Source organism: Chryseobacterium sp. PvR013 (assembly GCF_017833095.1).
GTDB classification, from domain to species: Bacteria; Bacteroidota; Bacteroidia; order Flavobacteriales; family Weeksellaceae; genus Chryseobacterium; species Chryseobacterium culicis_A.
Genome location: NZ_JAFIBT010000001.1, coordinates 2,581,690 through 2,602,314, shown reverse-complemented (window position 1 = coordinate 2,602,314; position 20,625 = coordinate 2,581,690). Strand labels below are relative to the sequence as shown.

The window sequence follows — 20,625 nt, the reverse complement described above, 5'->3', positions numbered from 1 at the left end:
TTAAGATATGATGCTTATAAGTTTAATTCTGCTTTTCGCAGTATTGTTTTGGCTTTTATATAAATCAGTTGAATTTTTTGATAGAATATAAATTATGTGGAGTTTATTTTTCCTCTCAATACTTGCCTTTGTGTATATCTGTTATGTTTTAATTAAACCTGAAAAATTTTAATTGGTCATGAATACAGAAATTTTAGGCATTATAGCAATGTTTGCTGTCACGTTAGTTATAGGAATATTTTTAGGTAAATACATAGCTAATGTTTATGGATACAAAAAAACTTTTCTTGATCCGGTTTTTGAACCTGTTGAAAAGTTAATTTATAAAATATCGGGTATTAATCCTACCCGTCAGATGAATTGGAAACAGAATATGTACGCCATGCTGGCCATTAATCTGATCTGGTTCATCATTGGTTTTCTTCTTTTAATGAATCAGGCCTGGCTTCCTTTAAATCCAGATGGAAACCCGAATATGTCGCCCGATCTGACTTTTAATACTACCATTTCATTCTTAGTTAACTGTAATTTACAGCACTATTCAGGAGAAACAGGAGTAAGCTATCTGAGCCAGCTTTATCTGATGTTTTTACAGTTTGTAACGGCAGCAACAGGAATGGCGGCAATGGCGGTTCTTTTCAAAGCTTTTAAAGAAAAAACAAGCACAGAATTAGGGAATTTCTATGATTTTTTCACAAAATCAATGATCAGAATCTTGGTTCCAATAAGTGTAATTGTTGCTTTAATTCTTTCCATCAACGGAAGCCCGATGACTTTCGAAGGGAAAGATCACATCATAACACTGGAAGGTCAGAAAGCTGATGTTTCCAGAGGTCCTGTATCCGCATTTGTTGCGATCAAGCATTTGGGAACCAATGGAGGTGGATTTTTCGGAGCAAACTCGGCACATCCACTTGAAAACCCTAATTATATCACCAATATGACAGAGATGGTTACTCAGATGATCATTCCTTTTGCTTTGGTATTTGCCCTTGGTTTTTATCTGAAGAAAAGAAAACTTTCATGGGTGATTTTTACTGTAATGACCGTTGGTTTCCTGGCGCTTACCATTCCGAATGTTGTGAATGAAACAGCGGGAAATCCTCTGATTACACAAATGGGAACAGACAACAGTCTGGGAGCAATGGAAGGGAAAGAAATACGCTTCGGAAGTGCTTCATCTGGTTATTGGAGTATTGCAACTACAGTTATTTCCACAGGATCTGTGAATTCTATGCATGACAGTACAATGCCGCTTTCAGGGATGAATGAACTGCTTGCGATGATGATCAACTGTTTCTACGGAGGCTGTGGAGTCGGGATTCTGAACTATTTCATCTTTATTATTCTGGCAGTATTCATCAGTGGTCTGATGGTAGGAAGGACTCCTGAATTTATGGGTAAAAAGATTGAAGCCAAAGAGATGAAGATCGCGATGATTGTGGCTTTATTCCATCCTTTCTTAATTCTTGCAGGAACAGCTTTAACAGCTTACTTACCTGAGTTTGGAGCAAAAACACTGAACAATCCTGGCTTCCATGGTTTTAGTGAAATGCTGTACGAATTTACTTCTTCAGCAGCCAATAACGGATCAGGATTCGAAGGACTTGGAGATAATACACCTTGGTGGAATATTTCAACGGGAATTGTACTGTTACTATCCAGATTCATTCCGATTATTGGACCGGTAGCGATTGCAGGACTATTGGCACAGAAGAAATACATCCCTGAAAGTTCCGGAACCCTAAAAACAGATACAGCTACTTTCGGATTTATGACACTGGCAGTGATTCTACTGATTGCAGCACTATCTTTCTTTCCTGCATTGACATTAGGACCTATCGCAGAGCAGATCCAGTATTTCTCAAAATAAATGTGAACATTAAAAATTACAATCAATATTCAACCATTAAGGAAGCTAAAGTTTGAGGAAGCTAGTCTGACACTTACTGAAACGTTCACTTAATATTATCCATATCTATCCTTATTATTTGGCAGACCTTGATGGTGATTATTGATTTACAATGATATAAACTCTTTCAAAAAAATGAAAAATCAGTCACAAACATTGTTTCAAAGAGATTTGGTAAACGAAGCGATCAAACAGTCTTTCGTAAAGCTGAATCCGAAAATTATGTTTAAAAATCCAGTAATGTTCCTGGTGGAAGTCGGAACAGTTGTCATGTTTATCGTGAGCATGTTCAGCCTTACTGGTGATAAAAGCCAGGGAAGCTTTTCCTATAACTTTTTAGTATTTATTATTTTATTTTTCACGGTTCTGTTTGCCAATTTTGCAGAAGCTATTGCAGAGGCAAGAGGAAAAGCACAGGCGGATACCCTAAGAAAAACAAGGGAAGAAACTCCAGCCAAATTAGTGGTTGATAACAAACCCGGATTTCAGGTAGAAACAATGCTGAAAATGTCTGCTGAGATGAAATTAGGGGATATTTTCCTTTGTGAAGCCGGAGATCAGATCCCAATGGATGGTGAGATCATTGAAGGTCTGGCTACCATTGATGAATCTGCAATTACCGGAGAAAGTGCTCCTGTAATCCGTGAAGCCGGAGGAGATAAAAGCTCTGTAACAGGTGGTACAAAAGTACTTTCAGACAGAATTAAAGTAAAAGTGACAACAAGACCCGGAGAATCCTTCTTAGATAAAATGATTGCCCTTGTAGAAGGAGCATCAAGACAGAAAACACCCAACGAAATCGCATTAACTATACTTTTAGCAGGATTTACGCTTACATTTATTATTGTTACCCTCACTTTAAAGCCTTTTGCAGACTACGCGCAGACTCCGATTACCATAGCGGCATTTATATCTCTTTTCGTTTGTCTTATTCCGACAACAATCGGAGGTCTGCTTTCTGCAATCGGGATTGCGGGGATGGACAGAGCACTGAGAGCGAATGTGATTACCAAAAGTGGTAAAGCTGTAGAAACAGCAGGAGATATTGACGTTCTGTTGCTGGATAAAACCGGAACAATCACTATTGGAAACCGTAAGGCAACCCAATTCCATCCAGCTAATGGAATTCAGCTTGAAGATTTCATTAAAGCTTCGGCATTAAGTTCTGTAGCTGATGAAACACCGGAAGGAAAATCAATCATTGAACTGAGCGCTTTGAAATCTGAAGACTTGTTGGTTCCTAATCCTACTTATATTGATTTTACAGCAGAGACCAGAACTTCAGGGATCGATTTTGAAGAAACAAGAATCCGTAAAGGAGCTTATGATACCATAAAAAAACTGACTGAAAAAGCCGGGAATATCTTCCCTCAGGAAACCCAGGACGCAGTAACCAAAATTTCTGAAAATGGCGGAACTCCTCTTGTAGTTGCTGTTAATGAAAAAGTATGGGGCGTTATTGAACTTCAGGATATCATCAAAACAGGAATTCAGGAGCGTTTCCAGAGACTGAGAAAAATGGGCGTGAAAACGGTAATGGTAACCGGAGATAATCCCCTGACTGCCAAATTTATCGCAGAAAAAGCCGGAGTAGATGACTTTATTGCCGAAGCCAAGCCTGAAGATAAAATGAATTACATCAAAAAAGAACAGCAGGAAGGTAAGCTGGTAGCCATGATGGGTGACGGTACCAATGATGCGCCGGCACTGGCACAGGCCGATGTAGGCGTAGCAATGAACAGCGGAACACAGGCAGCGAAAGAAGCCGGTAACATGGTAGACCTTGATAATGACCCGACAAAGCTGATCGAAATTGTGGAAATCGGGAAGCAGCTGCTGATGACAAGAGGAACGTTGACCACTTTCAGTATTGCCAATGACGTTGCAAAGTATTTTGCCATTATTCCTGCGCTCTTCATCACTTTTATTCCTTCCCTTCAGAAGCTGAATATTATGAACCTTCACAGTCCGGAAACCGCCATATTATCGGCTGTTATCTTCAATGCGATCATCATTCCGTTTTTGATTCCGCTGGCGTTGAAAGGCGTGGCTTATAAACCAATTGGTGCAAGTGCTTTATTAAGAAGAAATCTTTTGATCTACGGTTTGGGCGGAGTAATTGTTCCGTTCATTGGAATCAAAATCATTGATCTGGTAATCAGTTTATTTTATTAAAATTTAAAAAATGAAAAATCATATTGTCTCAGCATTCAGATTAACTCTTGTAATGCTGGTGGTTACAGGTATTTATCTGGCTGTTGTATACGGAGGTTCTAAAATACTTCCCAACAAAGGAAACGGAGAAATTGTGTATGATAAAGGGCAGAAGTTTTATGCCAATATCGGACAGGAATTTAAATCTGAAAATTACTTTCATGGCCGACCTTCCTCAGTTAATTATAATGCTGCAGGAAGTGGAGGAAGCAACAAAGGTCCAAGCAATGAAGAATATCTGGAAACGGTACAGAAAAGAATTGACACTTTGAAAATGAACAATCCTGAAATGGGAGGTGTAAAAGTTCCTGTAGAACTGGTGACAGCAAGTGGAAGCGGTCTGGATCCTGATATTTCTGAAGAAGGAGCTTTGTATCAGGCAAAGAGAATTGCAAAAGTGAGAAGCCTTTCTGAAGAGCAGATCAAAAATTTAATCAATAATCAAACTGAAAAGCCATTGTTAGGCCTTTTCGGGCCATCAAAAGTAAATGTTCTGAAGCTTAATATTGCTTTAGACCAATTAAAATAATAAATTTAATAATCAATCATGTCAAGGTTTTAAACCATGACATGATTCACATACCTTACAATAAAAGTGAAAAAATATTTAGCTATAAGTGCACTATTAGGATTATTTTTAACAAAAGCACAGTCATCAGATTCATTGAAAACAGGGAATAAAGTTACATTTTCCGCTTATGCAGAACTCTTTTATACCTACGATTTTAATGAGCCGGGTAATCATATGCGTCAAAACTTTTTATATTCCTATAACAGGCATAATGAAATGAACCTCAATCTGGGATTGGTTAAAGCCAACTATCAGAGTGAAAATCTCCGTGCCAATGTAGCTTTAATGGCCGGAACTTATGCCCAGGATAATATGGCTGCCGAACAAAATGCATTGCGTTATGTAAATGAAGCGAATATCGGAATCAAAATTTCTAAAAATAAAAACCTGTGGATTGATGCAGGGATCATGCCCTCTCATATCGGCTGGGAAAGTGCTATAGGAAAGGATAATATCAACCTGACCAGAAGTTTTGCAGCAGAAAATTCTCCTTATTTTGAAACAGGTGCTAAAATTTCTTATACCTCAGATAACGGGAAATGGTTTTTAAGCGGATTAGTCCTGAATGGTTGGCAACGTATCGCTAAACCGGAAGGAAACCAAAGTATTTCTTTCGGACATCAGGTGACTTATAAACCCAATGATAAAATCACCCTGAACAGCAGCTCGTTCATCGGGAATGATAAAGCAAAGGATGATAAAAGAATGCGTTATTTCCATGATTTGTATGGAAGTTTCCAGCTGACAGAACAGTTTTCAGCGGTATTGGGATTTGATATCGGAGCAGAGCAGAAATCAAAAGGAAGCGAGCAGTATAACATCTGGTACAGCCCGAATGTTCTCATGAAATTCCAGTTTGACAACAAATGGGCACTGGCGGGAAGATTAGAATATTACAATGATAAAAACGGTGTGATTATCAGTACAGAAACTCCCAATGGATTTCAGACTTTCGGATATTCTCTCAATGTAGATTATGCGATCTTTAAAAATGTGGTTTTCCGTACAGAGGCAAGAGGTTTTACTGCGAAAGATGCCATTTTTGCAAAAAATGATGAATTTAAAAAAGGAAATTTCTTCATTACAACAAGCCTTGCAGCCTGGTTTTAGAAATCAGTTTAACCACGATTAAAGGTGTTTAAAGTAAAATTAAAAAGAATAAAATCAATGTCATCAGCAAAAGATTTTTTAGAACTTATCCAGAAATCCCGTAAAGGAAAATTCAAAATTTATATCGGGATGAGTGCAGGTGTAGGAAAGAGTTTCCGTATGCTTCAGGAGGCACATTCTCTTTTGCGAAATGGCATTGATGTAAAGGTTGGGTATATTGAAACCCATGGCCGTGAAGAAACCGAAGCTCTGGTAGAGGGGCTTCCTCAAATTGAAAGAAAATCAGTTTTTTATAAAGGAAAAAATCTTGAAGAAATGGATCTTCAGGCTATCATTAATGAACATCCTGAAGTCGTTTTGGTTGACGAGCTGGCTCATACCAATGTAGAAGGTTCTAAAAATAAAAAAAGATGGCAGGATGTACTGGAAATCCTGGATAATGGGATCAATGTCATCAGTGCCATGAATATCCAGCACATTGAAAGTCTGAATGAAGAGGTAAAGAAAATTACAGGAGTAGAAGTAGCAGAGAGGGTTCCGGATAAAATACTGGCACTCGCCGATGAAGTGGTAAATATTGACCTTACGGCTGATGAACTGCTGACCCGTTTAAAAGAAGGAAAGATTTACAAAAAGGAAAAAATTCAGACTGCTCTCAGTAATTTTTTCCAGAGTGGGCATATTCTCCAGCTTCGTGAGCTGGCTTTAAAAGAAGTAGCTACCCATGTTGAAAGGAAGGTAGAAACTGAGATTAAAACCGAAAATTTTAAACCCATAAAATTCCTTGCCTGTATCAGCAGTAATGAGAAGATTGCCAAAACAATTATCAGGAAAACAGCGAGATTAGCCAGTTACTATAACAGTCCATGGACTGTTTTGTACGTTCAGAAACCTTCAGAAAATCCGGAAAAAATTGCACTCGATAAACAGCGGTATTTAATTAATAATTTTAATTTAGCACAGGAATTAGGGGCAAAAGTAGTCCGGATCAAAGAAAGCAGTGTTCATAACGGAATTCTGGAATATGTGATTGCTCATAATATCACAACGGTCTGCATTGGGAAGCCTCATGCCAGTTTCTGGCAGCGGATGTTGGGGTACAGCTGGATCTATACTCTGATGAACAGATTGAATGAGAGACAGATAGATATTATTATTTTATCTTAAAAAATAATGAAACTTAAAACGAAACTTACCTTAGGCGTTGGCCTTTTATTTCTGCTGATCGTTCTGCTTTCAGTGATAGGTTCTGTATATATTAATAAATTAAAATCCGATACTGAAAAGATCCTTACTGCCAATTACAACAGTCTGGAGTTTTCCAAAAATATGCTTCTGGCACTGGATAATATCAGTACAGACAGTACCGTTGCGGTAGCAGATTTTCAGAAAAATAATAAACTTCAGGAAAAAAATCTTACTGAATTCGGAGAAAAAGAAGCCACTCAGAATCTGAATCTGCATTTCAACAGCTATCTGAAAGCTCCTGATATTCATAAAGAGAAACTCATCCGTGAAGATCTGGCCAAGATTATGTCTTTAAATATGAAAGGGATAGAACGGAAGAGTGATATTGCCATTATTACAGCAGAAAATGCCACGTTCTGGATCGTAAGTTTAGGAACGGTGTGCTTTCTGATTGCTTTTATTTTGCTTTTCAATTTACCACAAACGATTGCAGAGCCAATCAATCAGTTAACCTTCAGTATCAAACAAATTGCTGATAAAAATTATAGTGAAAGAGTTCATTTTAAAGGAAGTGAGGAATTCAACAGCCTGGCAGAATCATTCAACAGTATGGCGGAGAAACTTCAGGAGTATGAGAGCAGTACACTTTCCAAGCAACTAATGGATAAAAAACGGATCGAAACATTGGTTAACAATATGCATGATGCGGTGATTGGCCTGGATGAAAATCATTTTATCTACATGATCAATGATGAAGCTTTGAAGATTACGAACCTTCACAAGGAAGAAATTATTGGAAAAACTGCCCATGAAGTAGCCATCAACAATGATCTGATACGTGAACTGCTGAAAAATATAGACCATCCGGTAAAAGATCCTATCAAGATTGTCCGTGATAATAAAGAAAACTATTTTGAACAGGATGTTATCCCCATCAATATTGTTAAAACCGGCGAAAAGGAAAAAAAATATATTGGAAAGGTAATTTTGCTGAGAAATATTACCCCTTTTAAAGAATTGGATTTCGCTAAAACGAACTTCATTGCAACGATTTCCCATGAATTAAAAACTCCAATTTCAGCAATAAAAATGGGCGTACAGCTTCTGGGAAATCAGAAATTTGGGGAACTGAACGAACAACAGCAGGAATTGTTGAAAAGCATTAATGAAGATGGACAGCGTTTACTGGATATTACAGGTGAGCTGCTTAATCTTTCCCAGGTAGAATCCGGAAATATCAGACTAACAGTGGAAAAATGCTCTCCTAAAGACATTGTACAGACCGCTGTAAAAAATGTTGAAAAGCTTGCCGAACAGAAAAATATCTCCATCAGTACAGAATATCTGCTGGAAGATAGTGATGCTGTGACAGCAGATTTTGATAAAACAGTCTGGGTGATGAATAACTTTCTAACCAATGCCGTAAAGCATTCTTTCCAGGATGAAAATATTAAGATCGTGGTAGAAAAACTGAATTCATTGATTCAGTTCAGTATTATTGATACCGGAAGCGGGATTGATGAAAAATACCACCGCCAGATCTTTGACCGCTATTTTCAGGTTCCCGGAGAACATCAGAATGGAACAGGCTTAGGTTTGGCCATTTCAAAAAACTTCATTGAGAAACAACACGGAGAAATAGGAGTGAAGAGTTCTCTGAATAATGGAAGTACTTTTTACTTCAGACTGCCGGTTTCATAAGGATTATTGTTATATCTTTGATTCAGAAAATATCTGATTTTCTTATTCAAAAACGTGTAATTCTATTCTTTTAAATTCATGGATCCTTTTTTCTATTTGCCATTGGCAGGTATAGCATTTTTTATCATTTCAAGAGTTTTCTTTTATACCCAGAAAAATAAAATTATTGAAAAATATCAGCAGCCGGATGCAGTAATTTTTAAAAATATCCATGGTACCATTGTTTCAGTAAGTAAAGGAAGTCTTAGCTATAGTAAAAAATTTCAATGGTGTAGTTTTGAAATTTTCATGAATCAGAATTCTATATTTTTGTTTCCTAAAGATTTTTACATTGTTCCCGGTAAGTGTATTAATCTGAGATTTGGATCAGATCGCAGAAATACAAGAAAACCGGAAGTCCTGAGAGAGTTTCATATCCATGATAATTATGTGGAATTGATTCTTTATCCTGACTGGATGCCCAATACAAAACGTACCATTTCTTTGGAAGGATTAAACAAGGACGAAATTTTGCTATTTCGGAAAGCTTTGATTAAAGAAGCATAAATCTGATATTGTTGATCGTATTATTACAAAATAAATTACGCAGACAAGTGTTGAAATATCATGATGAGTCCGCTGGAAAATGAGCTAGAAGAAAGCCTTGGCTAAAATAGTCAAGGCTAAATATTTAAAATGTAAAACAATCTTTTATTTACTGTTTAGTAAAAATCAAATCTTTTGTTTCAGGTAGATAAATAGTTGTGTCTAAAGTGGAAGGACATTTACTTTCAGTTGTTGTAATATCATTTGGACGATATTCCCAAGAAAGTTGTGTAGTATTAACTTTTTTTAATATTATTTTACCCCATCCAACATGACAGTTGGTACCAGCAAAGTTAAATAATGCCTTAGTCCCATTCTCAGTAACCCATTGACTGTAAATTGTATGTAATAAATCATCCTGAAATACTTTATTTTTAGTATCTTGGAGAATTACCCCCAATGAATTTTTAACAGTGTAGCGTATGGTGAGAGCATCTATATAAATTTGTTTATCTCCAAAATCAAATAACTTATCATTTTCTTTAGAAATATAGAGAGTGATTTGATTTCCATTATATGAAGCTGAGTATGTGCCTGTAAAGGATTGAAGTTCATTATTTGTATCTTTTAAGTGTGATAAATTAGGAATATCATCTATTGACGTTAATAATGGTAAAATCTGCTGAGCTTTACAAGATATAATATTCAACATTGTTAGGATAAAAGCTATTTTATATACTATTTTCATTTTTTTATTTTTTAAAGGTTAATTTATGGACAAGGGGTTGCTGTAATTAAACCGTTATTATCTTTCGTTACATTATATATTGTCCCGTTAGGCTCTACACGTTGAAGGAGTACTTTGTTGTCAATTCCTATATTTGTCAATGTATCAAAAAACAATTTTTCTAATCCTTTTTCATTCAAATCGCCTGCGCTATTCCTGTAAGTATTTCCATTTAAATTGGTATTGGTTAGTTCATTTGCTTTTCTGAGGTATTTGCTCGTAATTTGAGCCATTTTCGCAGGTGAATATACAAAATTTCCTAATTCTGTACCTGTACCTGCAAAACGTATCACATAATGTATTTCTTTTTTTCCACCAGGGCAAGTATTACACCATTCCGCTGCTATCATTCCAAAATATGCATTTCCCACACCATCATTTACACTTTGTGCTGCTGCAAATCCAAATAAGGTATCAACAATATCAAAGGGTGACAACATGTGTATTCCCGATGCTGTATGATTGTGGTATCCTCCATAGCCGTCCGTTGTATCATTAAATACTACTTGATGAGCTGAGTTTACGTCTGCAGGAACAACTGTTCCATCTTTTTTCTCTTTAAAGCCTATTTCTCCTGTGTTCGTATTGCTGAGAGTTTGTTGTGCCTGTGCTTTTACATTGGTAATACCTTGTTGTACATTTGGTCTATTAAGCATTGTGCTGGTTTTCTCACAAGGTGTAGCCAAAAACTGATTATAAAAATCATCCCAGCTAAGACTTGCATTTTCAGTAAACATATCTACTGCATTATTCAAAATATCAGGTTTTGTACCAAAATAAGTTAAAAGTTTAGACACAGTATATTGGTCTTCGTACTGATAAAGATACAGATAAAACAGCTTGGTTCTTAAAGTTGAAGTAAAGCCATACGTATTAATATGAAAAATGTTACTAAACTGTTGATATTTTGCCAGCATCAAATCACTGTCATCAGAATAAGGAAGTGTTCCATACCCTCCTGTATTACCACCTGGTGAATCAGGGTTGGGATAAGAAGGGATTCCTGTATCTGCTCCACCTGCTCCCCCTGAACATGTATTTACAATTGAAATAATTCCTGGAGCTGATGCTGCCTCACTTCCTGTCATATTGCATGCTTCTCCGTACTGATGCTGGTCGCTGGAACCACAAACTCCTGTTTCCCAAGTGATAACATAACATCCAATAGCTTCTGTGGCTACCCTTTGAGAAAGACTAAGGTTGTTGATATCAAATATTTTTATTTTATTTTTCATGTCAATTTCCTCACCTAAGACAAAAAGGTCCTTTTCTAATGGGGTAATGTCATACTGAATTAATACTCCCGAAAAAGTACCATCGGAATTTTGTTTGAGTACAAGATTTTCTAGTCCAAAACTTTTAGATGCTCTCTTTACAGGAAATGTATAGGTTTTCTGAGTGCCGTTTTCTACAAGTATAACCTTGTCAGTTGAAATAGTAGCCCCATCCAAAATAGAATTGTTTTTTCCCAGTAGATTCTTGGACGAAAATAGTTCTGTTTGTAGTTGTTTGACCTTTTGAACGAGAGGTGTGTTGTTGCTGATTTCGTGAAATCTTAATACGGAAGCTCTAAGGTCTTGTTTTTGTCTTTCATTCTCCTGATACATATCTTCAGTTCTACACGAATGAAAGATGAGATTAAAGGCTGTCAATAATGACAACCACAAAATAAATTTGGTTTTCATTTGATTGTTTTATTTAAAGGTGGTAAAAATAACTTTTTTTATTAACTCTTTTATATTTTGTTTATCAATACAACAAAGATAAACTTGCATTGCGACAAATTATGTCGTTTTATAATTTTGAAAATTTTTTCCTTTTTCTGGAATTTATACTCATTGGAATTAAATGATTTTTGATGAGCTGAAGTGTTGTTATTGCTGTTAGAATAGTTTATAATTAAGAAGTAGGAATAGCTTGATATCATCCTATTCTTTATATTTACGATAAAAATAGAAATGAGAAAGACTTTAGGATTTATATTATTTTCAGTTGTACTGAGTATTCAGATCTCTGCTCAAACCTTCACTTTAGAACAGTTTAAAGGTTTCAATAAACTTAGCATGGATGAGTTTAAAAAGGAAATGAAACAGCAAAAGTTCAAGTTTTATGACAGAACTGAAGGGCTTGGTTTCGCTTTAACCGAATATGAAGCCCCCGATTATACCTCAAAAATTGGGAAATTTGAATATGCTGAAGAAAAGTCAGAAGACAGAATTGAATTTGAGTTTAAAACAAAGAAAGAATATGATCAGTACCTTACACTGATTTTAGCCGACGGATATAAACCAACTGAGAGAGGAAAAATCATTACCAAAGAACCATATGTAGATTACTACAAGGATAAAGAACATATCAGGCTGATTCTGCCAAAGACAGGAGAAAGTTCTCCCTATACTATTATTGTTTTTAAGTAAAATATGAATTTTGAGACAGATTCGAAAAACATAAAAAGGCTGCGAATAATTTTCGCAGCCCTTTTTTATAACATTTACAAGTCTACTCTTTAATAAACTTCTGTACAATTACATTCTCTTTCGTGAAAGCTTTTAGAATATAATTTCCTTTGGAAAGTTCTGAAACAGGGATTGAGTTTCCTATTACGCTTAATGAACGGATAATTCTTCCAGCTGTATCATAGATTTCAGCTTTTACAATTTCATTTTTAGATTGAATATTTAAAATATCCCTTACAGGGTTAGGATAAATCGAAATACTTGTGTTTTCCTTATGGGTTTCTGCTGTTGCCAATATATTTTGAACGCTTGTCGTATAAGTATTGGTAATAATCGGATGGTTGTAATCAAAATAGATTTTAGCTGTATTGCTGAAGCTGTTCCCAATATTTAAGGTAGATTTTGTTTTAATCTTAAATGAAATATATCCGTCATTATTGGCATCATCAAAAGGCAGTTGGATGTTTTCAAAGATGAATTCTACGGTATTCGGATTGGTAATTCTTGTAACAAAATTATGACTTCCGTTTAACGCTACCAGGGAAGAAATATCAAATTTAGTAATGTCGATTTCATCTTTCACCACAATATTCTTTGCATTAGCTGTTCCTGTATTTTCAAATCGGATCAGGTAATGCACATAATCTCCCACCTGAATTTGGGTGATAGAAGTTCCTTCCAGACAGGTTTTATCATTGGGATCAAAAGAGTTAACAACCGTTTGGTTTAAAGTAAAGCTATTGTCAGCAGGTGTTTCATCAGTTGCACCATTGATCTGTGCCGTGTAATGTAGAATATCGTCACCATGTAAAGGTGGAGTTTGTGTTGGGGTATTTAGTTTTAAAACTACCGTGATCTCTTTCAACTCTGAAGGAAGAAGATTGGTGAAATTCCATGTTAAAATGCCTGTAGACTGTGTATTGGGAGAAACTGTTGCATTCAGGAAATTCATAAGGTTATCATCGAAATTGAAAACAATATTTCCTGATTGGGTAACTGTTCCTTTGTTTTTGTAAACAATTTTATATTTTGTGTCAAATCCCGGAATAGCAGCTGTAACAGGGATGATTAAGACTTCAAGATCATTGTGCGTTCCGTTGCCCATTAAACAGAAATTTTGAGTCAATGGGCTTATTTGTGCCGGAAAGTTTACTGTCAAAGTACTTGGAGATATCGTCCAATAGGTCGGGTTCTCTAAAATCGGGGTAATCGTATGAGTTCCTGCCTGTAAAGGAATAGAATAATTTCCTGACGAATCAGCGATCATGTTTCCGGAAGCAGAGCCGCTCGTAATCGAAAATTTTTGAAAAGATTTGTTAACATCATTGGGATCACAGCCATTGTTGTTAATATCATATTTTGTAGTACCATTAACTTTATAATAAGTACCACCCGGTGTGAATGAGCAATAAGAATTTAAGTTTATAGTATTGAGAAAGTTCGAAGATAGATAATTACTAATCGGTGCTAAATCATCATTGTCACAACAGATATATTTAAGATTAGGATTGTTATTATTAATATGAAACCAAGATGTGACGTTCAATACAGTTCCTCCGCTTTTCAGGTTAATATTTTTCAGAAGTGCATTGTCATAGATCGTTATATTTTCCAATAAAGGATTCATACTTAAATCCAGTGTTGTAAGACTATTATTTAAAGTACTAAACTGTCTTAAAGCTGGGAAAATAGAAAGATCTATAGCTGTTAAACCTGTAGACTGTAACCCGAGAGATTCTATGTTCGTTGTACCGACCAGAGATAAGGTGGAAATCGGACTTTGTGAAAGATATACCGTATCTAAATTTTGTAAATTATGTAACTGAAGTGTTGTTAAAGCATTGCAGCTATAAATTCCCAGATTATTCAAATTCGTACAACCGGTCAAATTTATATTATTGGTTGAAGAGCTGTTTCTGATTTGAAGCCATTCCAGATTACTCATATTACTAAAATCTAATGATTGAACATTAGTTTTATTGATCTCCAAAGATTTCAAATTAGGACAAAGACTTACATTAATGGCATTGATAGGCTGAGCAGAATTCAAATTGTTAATGAGCAGACTTTTTAATGAATTGCTCTGCAGGTTGTAGCCCGTAATATTATTATGCTCGGAAGACATCGTTGCTAAAGATGTACAACCTGCAATATTCAGAGAAGTTAATTGTGAATTATAGTTAATTGCTAAAGCAATGAGATTAGTCATCGTACTTACGTCAACCGCAGATACAGAAGTCCCGAATAGATACAGATCTGTTAAATTAGTAAAGCTTTTAATCCCTTCGATAGACTGAATATATACTCTGTTTCCATAATAAAGATCAGACAGCTTTACAATATTATTAGCTTCACTTTGCTGTATAATACCGTCATTATTGGTATCAACGGGAATACTGCTTCCATACTGATCTTTTGCATAGCCATTGCTGTAATCAGCCGCTAATAAAAAGTTTTTGAAAGCCGGATCAGGGATATTCACATTTTGTGCCTGAAACATCGCAAAAATCATCATAGAAATGATGAGGTAGATTTTTTTCATGTATTATTAGTTAATGGTTATTTGTTGTGATTTGAAAACAAAAATAAACCATTAAGAGGAATATCTTAATGGTTTAGTAAATAATTATTAAAAATAATTGTTATTTCTCAATCAGATCTAGAAACTGCTGCTCATCCAAAATCGTAATTGTTCCGATATCCTGAGCTTTTTTCAGCTTGCTTCCGGCTTTTTCACCTACTACAAGATAGTTGAGGTTCTTGGATACAGCAGAAATATTTTTTCCACCGTGCTTTTCTACCATTTCCTCAGCAGATTCTCTGGTGAATAATGATAGTTTTCCGGTGAAAAGGAAAGTTTTTCCTTCCAGAACATTGGATAGTACTTCATTCGTGCTTTCTCCTTTTACAAGCTGCACACCATAGGATTTTAAACGCTCGATCATCAGTATATTTTCAGAATTCTGGAAGAACTCAACAATGCTTACTGCAATCTTGCCCCCGATATCTTCTACCTGGCAAAGCTCTTCAACAGTTGCATTCTTTAATTCCTCAATAGTCGGGAAGTTTTTGACCAGTTTCTTGGCAACTGTTTCTCCCACATGTTTGATCCCGATTCCGTATAATACTTTCTCAAAAGGAATTTCTTTAGATTTTTCAATTCCTGTAATAATATTCTGAGCAGATTTCTCAGCCATTCTTTCCAAAGGAAGAAGCTGTTCTTTCGTTAAAACATAAAAGTCTGCAGGATTCTCAATTAATTTTTCTCTGTAAAGCTGTTCAATAGTTTCGCTCCCCAGATTATCAATATTCAAAGCTTTTCTGGAAACATAATGAATCATTCTTCCCACTACCTGTGGCGGACAGTGAAGTTCATTCGGACAGAAATGAATAGCCTGGTCTTCAATCTTTACCAGCTCAGTACCACATTCAGGACAATGTTTGATGTATTCTATTTCTTTACTTTCTTCTGTTCTTTTATCAGTATTTACGCCTACAATTTTCGGAATAATTTCTCCCCCTTTTTCCACATACACAAAGTCGTTTTCATGAAGATCCAGTTTCTTGATGATATCCTCATTATGGAGAGAGGCTCTTTTTACGATCGTTCCGGCCAGTAAAACAGGCTTAAGGTTGGCAACAGGAGTAATAGCACCCGTTCTTCCCACCTGATAAGATACACTTTGAAGCTCTGTTTCTACCTTTTCTGCTTTAAATTTATAAGCCATTGCCCAACGGGGAGATTTGGCAGTATAACCAAGCTGTCTTTGCTGTTGTAATGAATTAACCTTCAATACAATCCCGTCAATTTCAAAAGGCAGATTATGGCGTTCAGTATCCCAGAATGTAATAAATTCCTGTACCTCAGCCATCGTTTTACATAATTTTGCCTGCTGAGAAGTTTTGAATCCCCAGCTTTGAGCCTTTTGAAGCAGCTCCCAATGGGTTTCTGCCGGAATATCTTCAGAGATAAACTGATACAGTACTGAAGAAAGTCCACGCTTTCTTACCTCAGCACTGTCCTGCATTTTCAGGCTTCCACTGGCGGTATTTCTAGGATTCATGAAAGGATCAAGACCTTCCTCTTCGCGCAGTACATTAAGTTTATCAAAGTTTTTTCTGGTCAGATAAATTTCTCCGCGCATAAAAAACTGAGCAGGGAAATCACCTTTTAAAGTCAGAGGAATGTCTGAAATGGTACGTACATTCGGAGTAATTTCGTCTCCCTGGAAACCATCTCCACGGGTAACAGCCTGTGACAGTTTTCCGTTTTCATAAAGAATAGAAATGGAAGCACCGTCATATTTCAGCTCGGCTACAAATTCTACAGGGTCTTCAATGGTTTTGATAATTCTCTTTTCCCAGTCTTCAAGATCATCAAAATCATAAGAATTATCCAGAGAGTACATTCTGAATTTATGCTGAATGGTAGGGAAAACCTTAGTGACACCACCACCTACACGTACCGTAGGCGAGTTCTCATCATAAAATTCCGGATACTTGGCCTCCAGATCCTGAAGTTCCTGCAGAAGCATGTCGAATTCAAAATCTGTAATGGTGGGAGTATCCAGTTGATAATAGTTGTCGTTATGCTGGTGAAGCTCTTTGCGGAGCTGTTCTATCTTTTGTTGAATGTTTTCAGACATTGCTTTTCTATCTTTTGAGCAAAAATAACCAAAGTAATTGCATTTAAAAAATAACAGAATAAAATAGTACAGGAAAATTAAAAATATGTAACATGCTTTAATAGGTTGATTGTGTTGTAAATAAAACACTTGTTTAAAGTAATTTAACATAACGTTCTGATTTAATTAAAAAAATGTTAAAGCTTTCTTAAACACCCAGCCTTTAAAGTCAAAATACCTTTGCACATCTGATTGAAAGAAACCTCAACGTGATCTATTAACATGAAAATCAAAGAGGTTTCCTGATGAACATCAAAAAATTAATCATAAAGATCTTCGGAAGAAATGAAAAAAGTAAAGATTGTACTGGGATTATTGTTTTTAGGGCTTGGGACAATGGCGTATGCACAGACCACACAGGCTTCTATTGTAGGGAAAGTTACCGGACCGGGAAGTACGGCTCAGGAAAAAGTGAAAGTAACGATTGTGAATGAGTCTACAGGATTCAAAACGGAAACGGAAACAAACTCAAAAGGGGAGTATATTTTTAAGGAAATTCCTCTTGGAGGCCCTTATACAGTTATTGTAAACGATGATAAAAAAGAAGGTTACAATGTGAACTTTGGAGATCAGGTTACTGTAAATATGGATCTTGGCAGCGAGAAACAAATTGAAGAAGTAAAGATTACGGGAAATCTTAAAAACAAGATCGGAAACCTTGGAGCTGCTACAGCAATTTCTGCTAAAAATATCAGTATACTTCCGGTAAACGGACGAAACTTTGCGAATCTTGCCGAATTATCACCATTAAGCGGAAAAGGCGGAAACCTTTCCGGACAGCTTGGATCTTCTACAAACTTTACTATTGATGGAATGACAGCTAAAAACCCTACTTCTGCAGGAGCTACTACCAGCCGAAGTGGTGCACCATTCTCCATCTCCATTGAAGCGGTACGTGAATTCAAAATTACGACCAACCAATATGATGTGACATTGGGAAGAAGCGGAGGAGGAACCGTAAGTGCCGTTACCAAATCAGGAACCAATAAATTTTCAGGAAGTGCCTGGGAATATTTAAGAACCAACTGGCTTTCCAGTCCGTATGATATCAGAGGAAACAAAAGAGATAATGATTTCTCTACTTCTCAGTTCGGGTTTTCATTGGGAGGTCCCATCATTAAAAATAAATTACATTTCTTCGTAGCCTGGGATCACCAGCTGGATTCAAGACCTTTGATCATTGCCGATATCAAATCTCCTGATGATGAGAAGAGGTTCAATACAACAACTCAGACGCTAAATCAGTTTGTGGATATTGCAAGAGCAAAATATGGAGTGGGAAGCGGTCCTCAGTTTGGAAGTTTTGACAAAGTAAGAAACTCAGATGCAGGATTTTTACGTTTAGACTGGCAGATCAATGAGAAGCACTTATTAACATTAAGAAATAACTTCACCTATGACCTTAATAAAAACGGGTTGGCTGATAATACCAATATCAATTTCTTTGAATCTTACGGAAATGACAAAAATCTTGATAACAGTTTATTGTTAACCTTAAGATCAAATCTGAAACCTAATTTAACCAATGAATTAAAGGCTCAGTATCTTTATACTTTCCAGGACAGTTACCAGAACAATCAGCTGGGGAAACCTGTTCCAAGAGCGATTGTTGAAGGAGTAGCTTCAAGTGCCGGATCTACCAATATTCAGATCGGAGGACACCGTTTTGCTCAGGAAAGCTTTAGAAATAATGTATTCCAGATTGTAGATAACTTGTACTATAATACAGATAAGGTAAAATATACTTTCGGAGCTGATTTGATGTATACAACTGCAAAATCGGTCTACGGAAGTGAAGTAAACGGAAGATTCCACTTCCAGGGAATGGGTAACTTTGATGCGATGACTCCTTACAGATTCTATAGAGAAGTTCCTTTGATGGAAGATCCTTCTGTAAGATCAAATATCTGGAATCTCGGTGTCTATGGACAGTTTCAGACGAAAGTGGCAAAAGGTCTTGACTTAATGGCTGGTTTGAGATTAGACTATGGAGGGTATCCTAAAGCAGAATTCAACCAGAAACTGTTTGATGAGATGGGAATCAGAACTGATAATCAGATCAAATCATTTGTGATCCAGCCAAGGTTTCAGTTTGACTGGAATATCAATGAAGGAAATAAAGACTTCCTGAAGTTCGGTGCCGGAATTTTCTCTTCCGATATCAACAATTATATGATCATCAACAACCTTGTATTCGATGGAAAACATTTGGCTACAGTGGATGTAACGGCTAAAGATGTTCCGTTCCCGGATTTTAACAGTTATAGAGATGATTACAATTCGGTTCCTTCACTTTCTCAGAAGCAGATTCCAACCATCAATTATACAGGGAAAGATGCAAAAATTCCAATCGTTTATAAAGCAAATATCTCTTATACCCACTTCTTCAATGAAAGATTCAGAGCAGGAATTGCAGGATACATGGCTTTAGGTAGAAACAACTACTATTATTACGACAGAAACATGGTGGCAAATCCTTTCTTTACATTGGCTAATGAAGGTGGAAGAGGTGTATTTATTCCTACAGGTGCCATTACCAATAATGCCAATAACAGTGTAAGTTTCGACTGGAAACAGGGAAGAATCAATAATAATTTCGGAAGAGTACTGGAATTGGTGAGTGATGGTAAAGTAAACCAGTTCTCATTCGTCATCGATACAAGCTACCGTTACTGGAAAGATGGAGAAATCACTGCAAGTTATACATGGTCTGACATCAAAGACAATACTTCTTACAACGGAAACGTAGCCAACTCTGCAACATTATCTACCATGATTCAAAGTGATCCGAGAGATTTAAGAATGACCTATTCTGATAACCAATTTAGAAATAAAGTAGTAATCTATGGTAACTCTCCAACCATTGCCGGATTTACATTAGGAATCAGATATTCAGGAATCGGAGGAACCCGTTTTTCTGCAACAACAGGAGGAAATATCAATGGTGACTTCGTAGATTCCAACGACCTTGCTTTCATCTTCCCGAATCTTACCAAATCCATTCTGGATGATCCACAGGTAGGGCAGGCTCTGAAAGATTATATCAACGAGTATAATGGTAAAATTGCAGAACGTAATGGAGGTAAAAATGGCTTCTATGGCGTTTGGGATGTACGTGTAGCGAAGAAAATTAAATTTGATAAAGTAGGAGCTTTTGAACTTTCTGTTGATATCTTCAATGTGGCGAACCTGCTTAATAAAGAATGGGGCGTAAACAACTCGTATGGAAATACCTCTCTGTATAAAGTAACCAGGTTTAATAAGGAGACCATGCAGTATGAGTATACCAAAAACGTAAGTGGAGGAGGTTTGGTTCCAATGTCTGGAAATCCATACCAGATTCAGATTGGGGCGAAGTATTCCTTCTAACAATTATCTTGTGTAACCATTGAAGACATAAAAGAAAATGAGGCAGCTGTTGTAAATCTTACTTAGCTGTAGTCTATAAATCTTTTATGTCTTTGTGGTTTTTATTT

At 36.3% G+C, this 20,625-nt stretch carries 13 protein-coding genes; 9 read left to right on the top strand and 4 right to left on the bottom strand.

The genetic code is table 11. The features are described 5' to 3' along the window. The first annotated feature begins 178 nt into the window (after nt 1-178). The 7 genes from kdpA to JOE44_RS11685 all read left to right on the top strand — a co-directional run bounded on the left by kdpA (nt 179) and on the right by JOE44_RS11685 (nt 9,242). A complete protein-coding gene (gene kdpA, locus JOE44_RS11715; RefSeq protein ID WP_209785733.1) occupies nt 179-1,873 on the top strand; it encodes a potassium-transporting ATPase subunit KdpA in 1,695 nt (564 codons plus the stop codon). A 174-nt stretch (nt 1,874-2,047) separates the two neighbouring features. After that, a complete protein-coding gene (gene kdpB / locus JOE44_RS11710) occupies nt 2,048-4,087 on the top strand; it encodes a potassium-transporting ATPase subunit KdpB (RefSeq protein WP_209785732.1) in 2,040 nt (679 codons plus the stop codon). Nucleotides 4,088-4,097: 10 nt separating this feature from the next. Further along, nucleotides 4,098-4,655 carry a potassium-transporting ATPase subunit KdpC gene (gene kdpC / locus JOE44_RS11705; RefSeq protein WP_209785731.1) on the top strand — a complete coding sequence of 186 codons (558 nt, stop codon included), beginning with the start codon at nt 4,098-4,100 and terminating at the stop codon, nt 4,653-4,655. Nucleotides 4,656-4,721: 66 nt separating this feature from the next. Then, a complete protein-coding gene (locus JOE44_RS11700) occupies nt 4,722-5,807 on the top strand; it encodes a porin (protein WP_209785730.1) in 1,086 nt (361 codons plus the stop codon). A gap of 57 nt (nt 5,808-5,864) precedes the next feature. Beyond that, nucleotides 5,865-6,974 carry a sensor protein KdpD gene (locus JOE44_RS11695; RefSeq protein ID WP_209785729.1) on the top strand — a complete coding sequence of 370 codons (1,110 nt, stop codon included), beginning with the start codon at nt 5,865-5,867 and terminating at the stop codon, nt 6,972-6,974. 6 nt (nt 6,975-6,980) lie between these two features. Then, nucleotides 6,981-8,696, top strand: coding sequence for an ATP-binding protein (locus JOE44_RS11690; protein WP_209785728.1), 1,716 nt, complete (start codon nt 6,981-6,983; stop codon nt 8,694-8,696). A gap of 78 nt (nt 8,697-8,774) precedes the next feature. Then, the gene (locus JOE44_RS11685) at nt 8,775-9,242 is read left to right on the top strand and encodes a hypothetical protein (RefSeq protein ID WP_209785727.1); all 468 of its coding nucleotides are present in this window, start codon (nt 8,775-8,777) and stop codon (nt 9,240-9,242) included. 148 nt (nt 9,243-9,390) lie between these two features. On the opposite strand, the gene JOE44_RS11680 is transcribed toward JOE44_RS11685, so the two are convergent. Next, nucleotides 9,391-9,969 carry a hypothetical protein gene (locus JOE44_RS11680; RefSeq protein WP_209785726.1) on the bottom strand — a complete coding sequence of 193 codons (579 nt, stop codon included), beginning with the start codon at nt 9,967-9,969 and terminating at the stop codon, nt 9,391-9,393. Nucleotides 9,970-9,992: 23 nt separating this feature from the next. Beyond that, the gene (locus JOE44_RS11675; protein ID WP_209785725.1) at nt 9,993-11,693 is read right to left on the bottom strand and encodes a hypothetical protein; all 1,701 of its coding nucleotides are present in this window, start codon (nt 11,691-11,693) and stop codon (nt 9,993-9,995) included. Nucleotides 11,694-11,966: 273 nt separating this feature from the next. Here JOE44_RS11675 and JOE44_RS11670 point away from each other — a divergent pair, with 273 nt between their 5' ends. Beyond that, complete coding sequence (locus tag JOE44_RS11670; protein WP_209785724.1) at nt 11,967-12,425, top strand: hypothetical protein; 459 nt, start codon at nt 11,967-11,969, stop codon at nt 12,423-12,425. A gap of 82 nt (nt 12,426-12,507) precedes the next feature. Here the strand turns inward: JOE44_RS11670 and JOE44_RS11665 are convergent, their stop codons facing one another. Together JOE44_RS11665 and ligA are read right to left on the bottom strand one after the other, a co-directional pair. Further along, nucleotides 12,508-15,006: a T9SS type A sorting domain-containing protein gene (locus JOE44_RS11665; protein ID WP_209785723.1), complete on the bottom strand. Its 2,499-nt coding sequence runs from the start codon at nt 15,004-15,006 to the stop codon at nt 12,508-12,510. Nucleotides 15,007-15,106: 100 nt separating this feature from the next. Continuing rightward, complete coding sequence (gene ligA, locus JOE44_RS11660) at nt 15,107-17,110, bottom strand: NAD-dependent DNA ligase LigA (RefSeq protein ID WP_209785722.1); 2,004 nt, start codon at nt 17,108-17,110, stop codon at nt 15,107-15,109. A gap of 324 nt (nt 17,111-17,434) precedes the next feature. Between ligA and JOE44_RS11655 the strand changes: the two genes are divergently transcribed. Continuing rightward, entirely contained in the window at nt 17,435-20,518 is a 3,084-nt protein-coding gene (locus tag JOE44_RS11655; protein WP_209785721.1) for a carboxypeptidase regulatory-like domain-containing protein, read from the top strand. The last annotated feature ends 107 nt before the right edge of the window (nt 20,519-20,625 follow it).

Bases quoted from the DNA above. Each gene is read 5' to 3' on its own strand.
- JOE44_RS11665 (WP_209785723.1), bottom strand. From the start codon at position 15,006: ATGAAAAAAATCTACCTCATCATTTCTATGATGATTTTTGCGATGTTT.
- JOE44_RS11655 (WP_209785721.1), top strand. From the start codon at position 17,435: ATGAAAAAAGTAAAGATTGTACTGGGATTATTGTTTTTAGGGCTTGGG.
- JOE44_RS11690 (WP_209785728.1), top strand. From the start codon at position 6,981: ATGAAACTTAAAACGAAACTTACCTTAGGCGTTGGCCTTTTATTTCTG.
- kdpC (WP_209785731.1), top strand. From the start codon at position 4,098: ATGAAAAATCATATTGTCTCAGCATTCAGATTAACTCTTGTAATGCTG.
- kdpB (WP_209785732.1), top strand. From the start codon at position 2,048: ATGAAAAATCAGTCACAAACATTGTTTCAAAGAGATTTGGTAAACGAA.
- JOE44_RS11695 (WP_209785729.1), top strand. From the start codon at position 5,865: ATGTCATCAGCAAAAGATTTTTTAGAACTTATCCAGAAATCCCGTAAA.
- ligA (WP_209785722.1), bottom strand. From the start codon at position 17,110: ATGTCTGAAAACATTCAACAAAAGATAGAACAGCTCCGCAAAGAGCTT.
- JOE44_RS11670 (WP_209785724.1), top strand. From the start codon at position 11,967: ATGAGAAAGACTTTAGGATTTATATTATTTTCAGTTGTACTGAGTATT.
- kdpA (WP_209785733.1), top strand. From the start codon at position 179: ATGAATACAGAAATTTTAGGCATTATAGCAATGTTTGCTGTCACGTTA.
- JOE44_RS11680 (WP_209785726.1), bottom strand. From the start codon at position 9,969: ATGAAAATAGTATATAAAATAGCTTTTATCCTAACAATGTTGAATATT.
- JOE44_RS11675 (WP_209785725.1), bottom strand. From the start codon at position 11,693: ATGAAAACCAAATTTATTTTGTGGTTGTCATTATTGACAGCCTTTAAT.
- JOE44_RS11685 (WP_209785727.1), top strand. From the start codon at position 8,775: ATGGATCCTTTTTTCTATTTGCCATTGGCAGGTATAGCATTTTTTATC.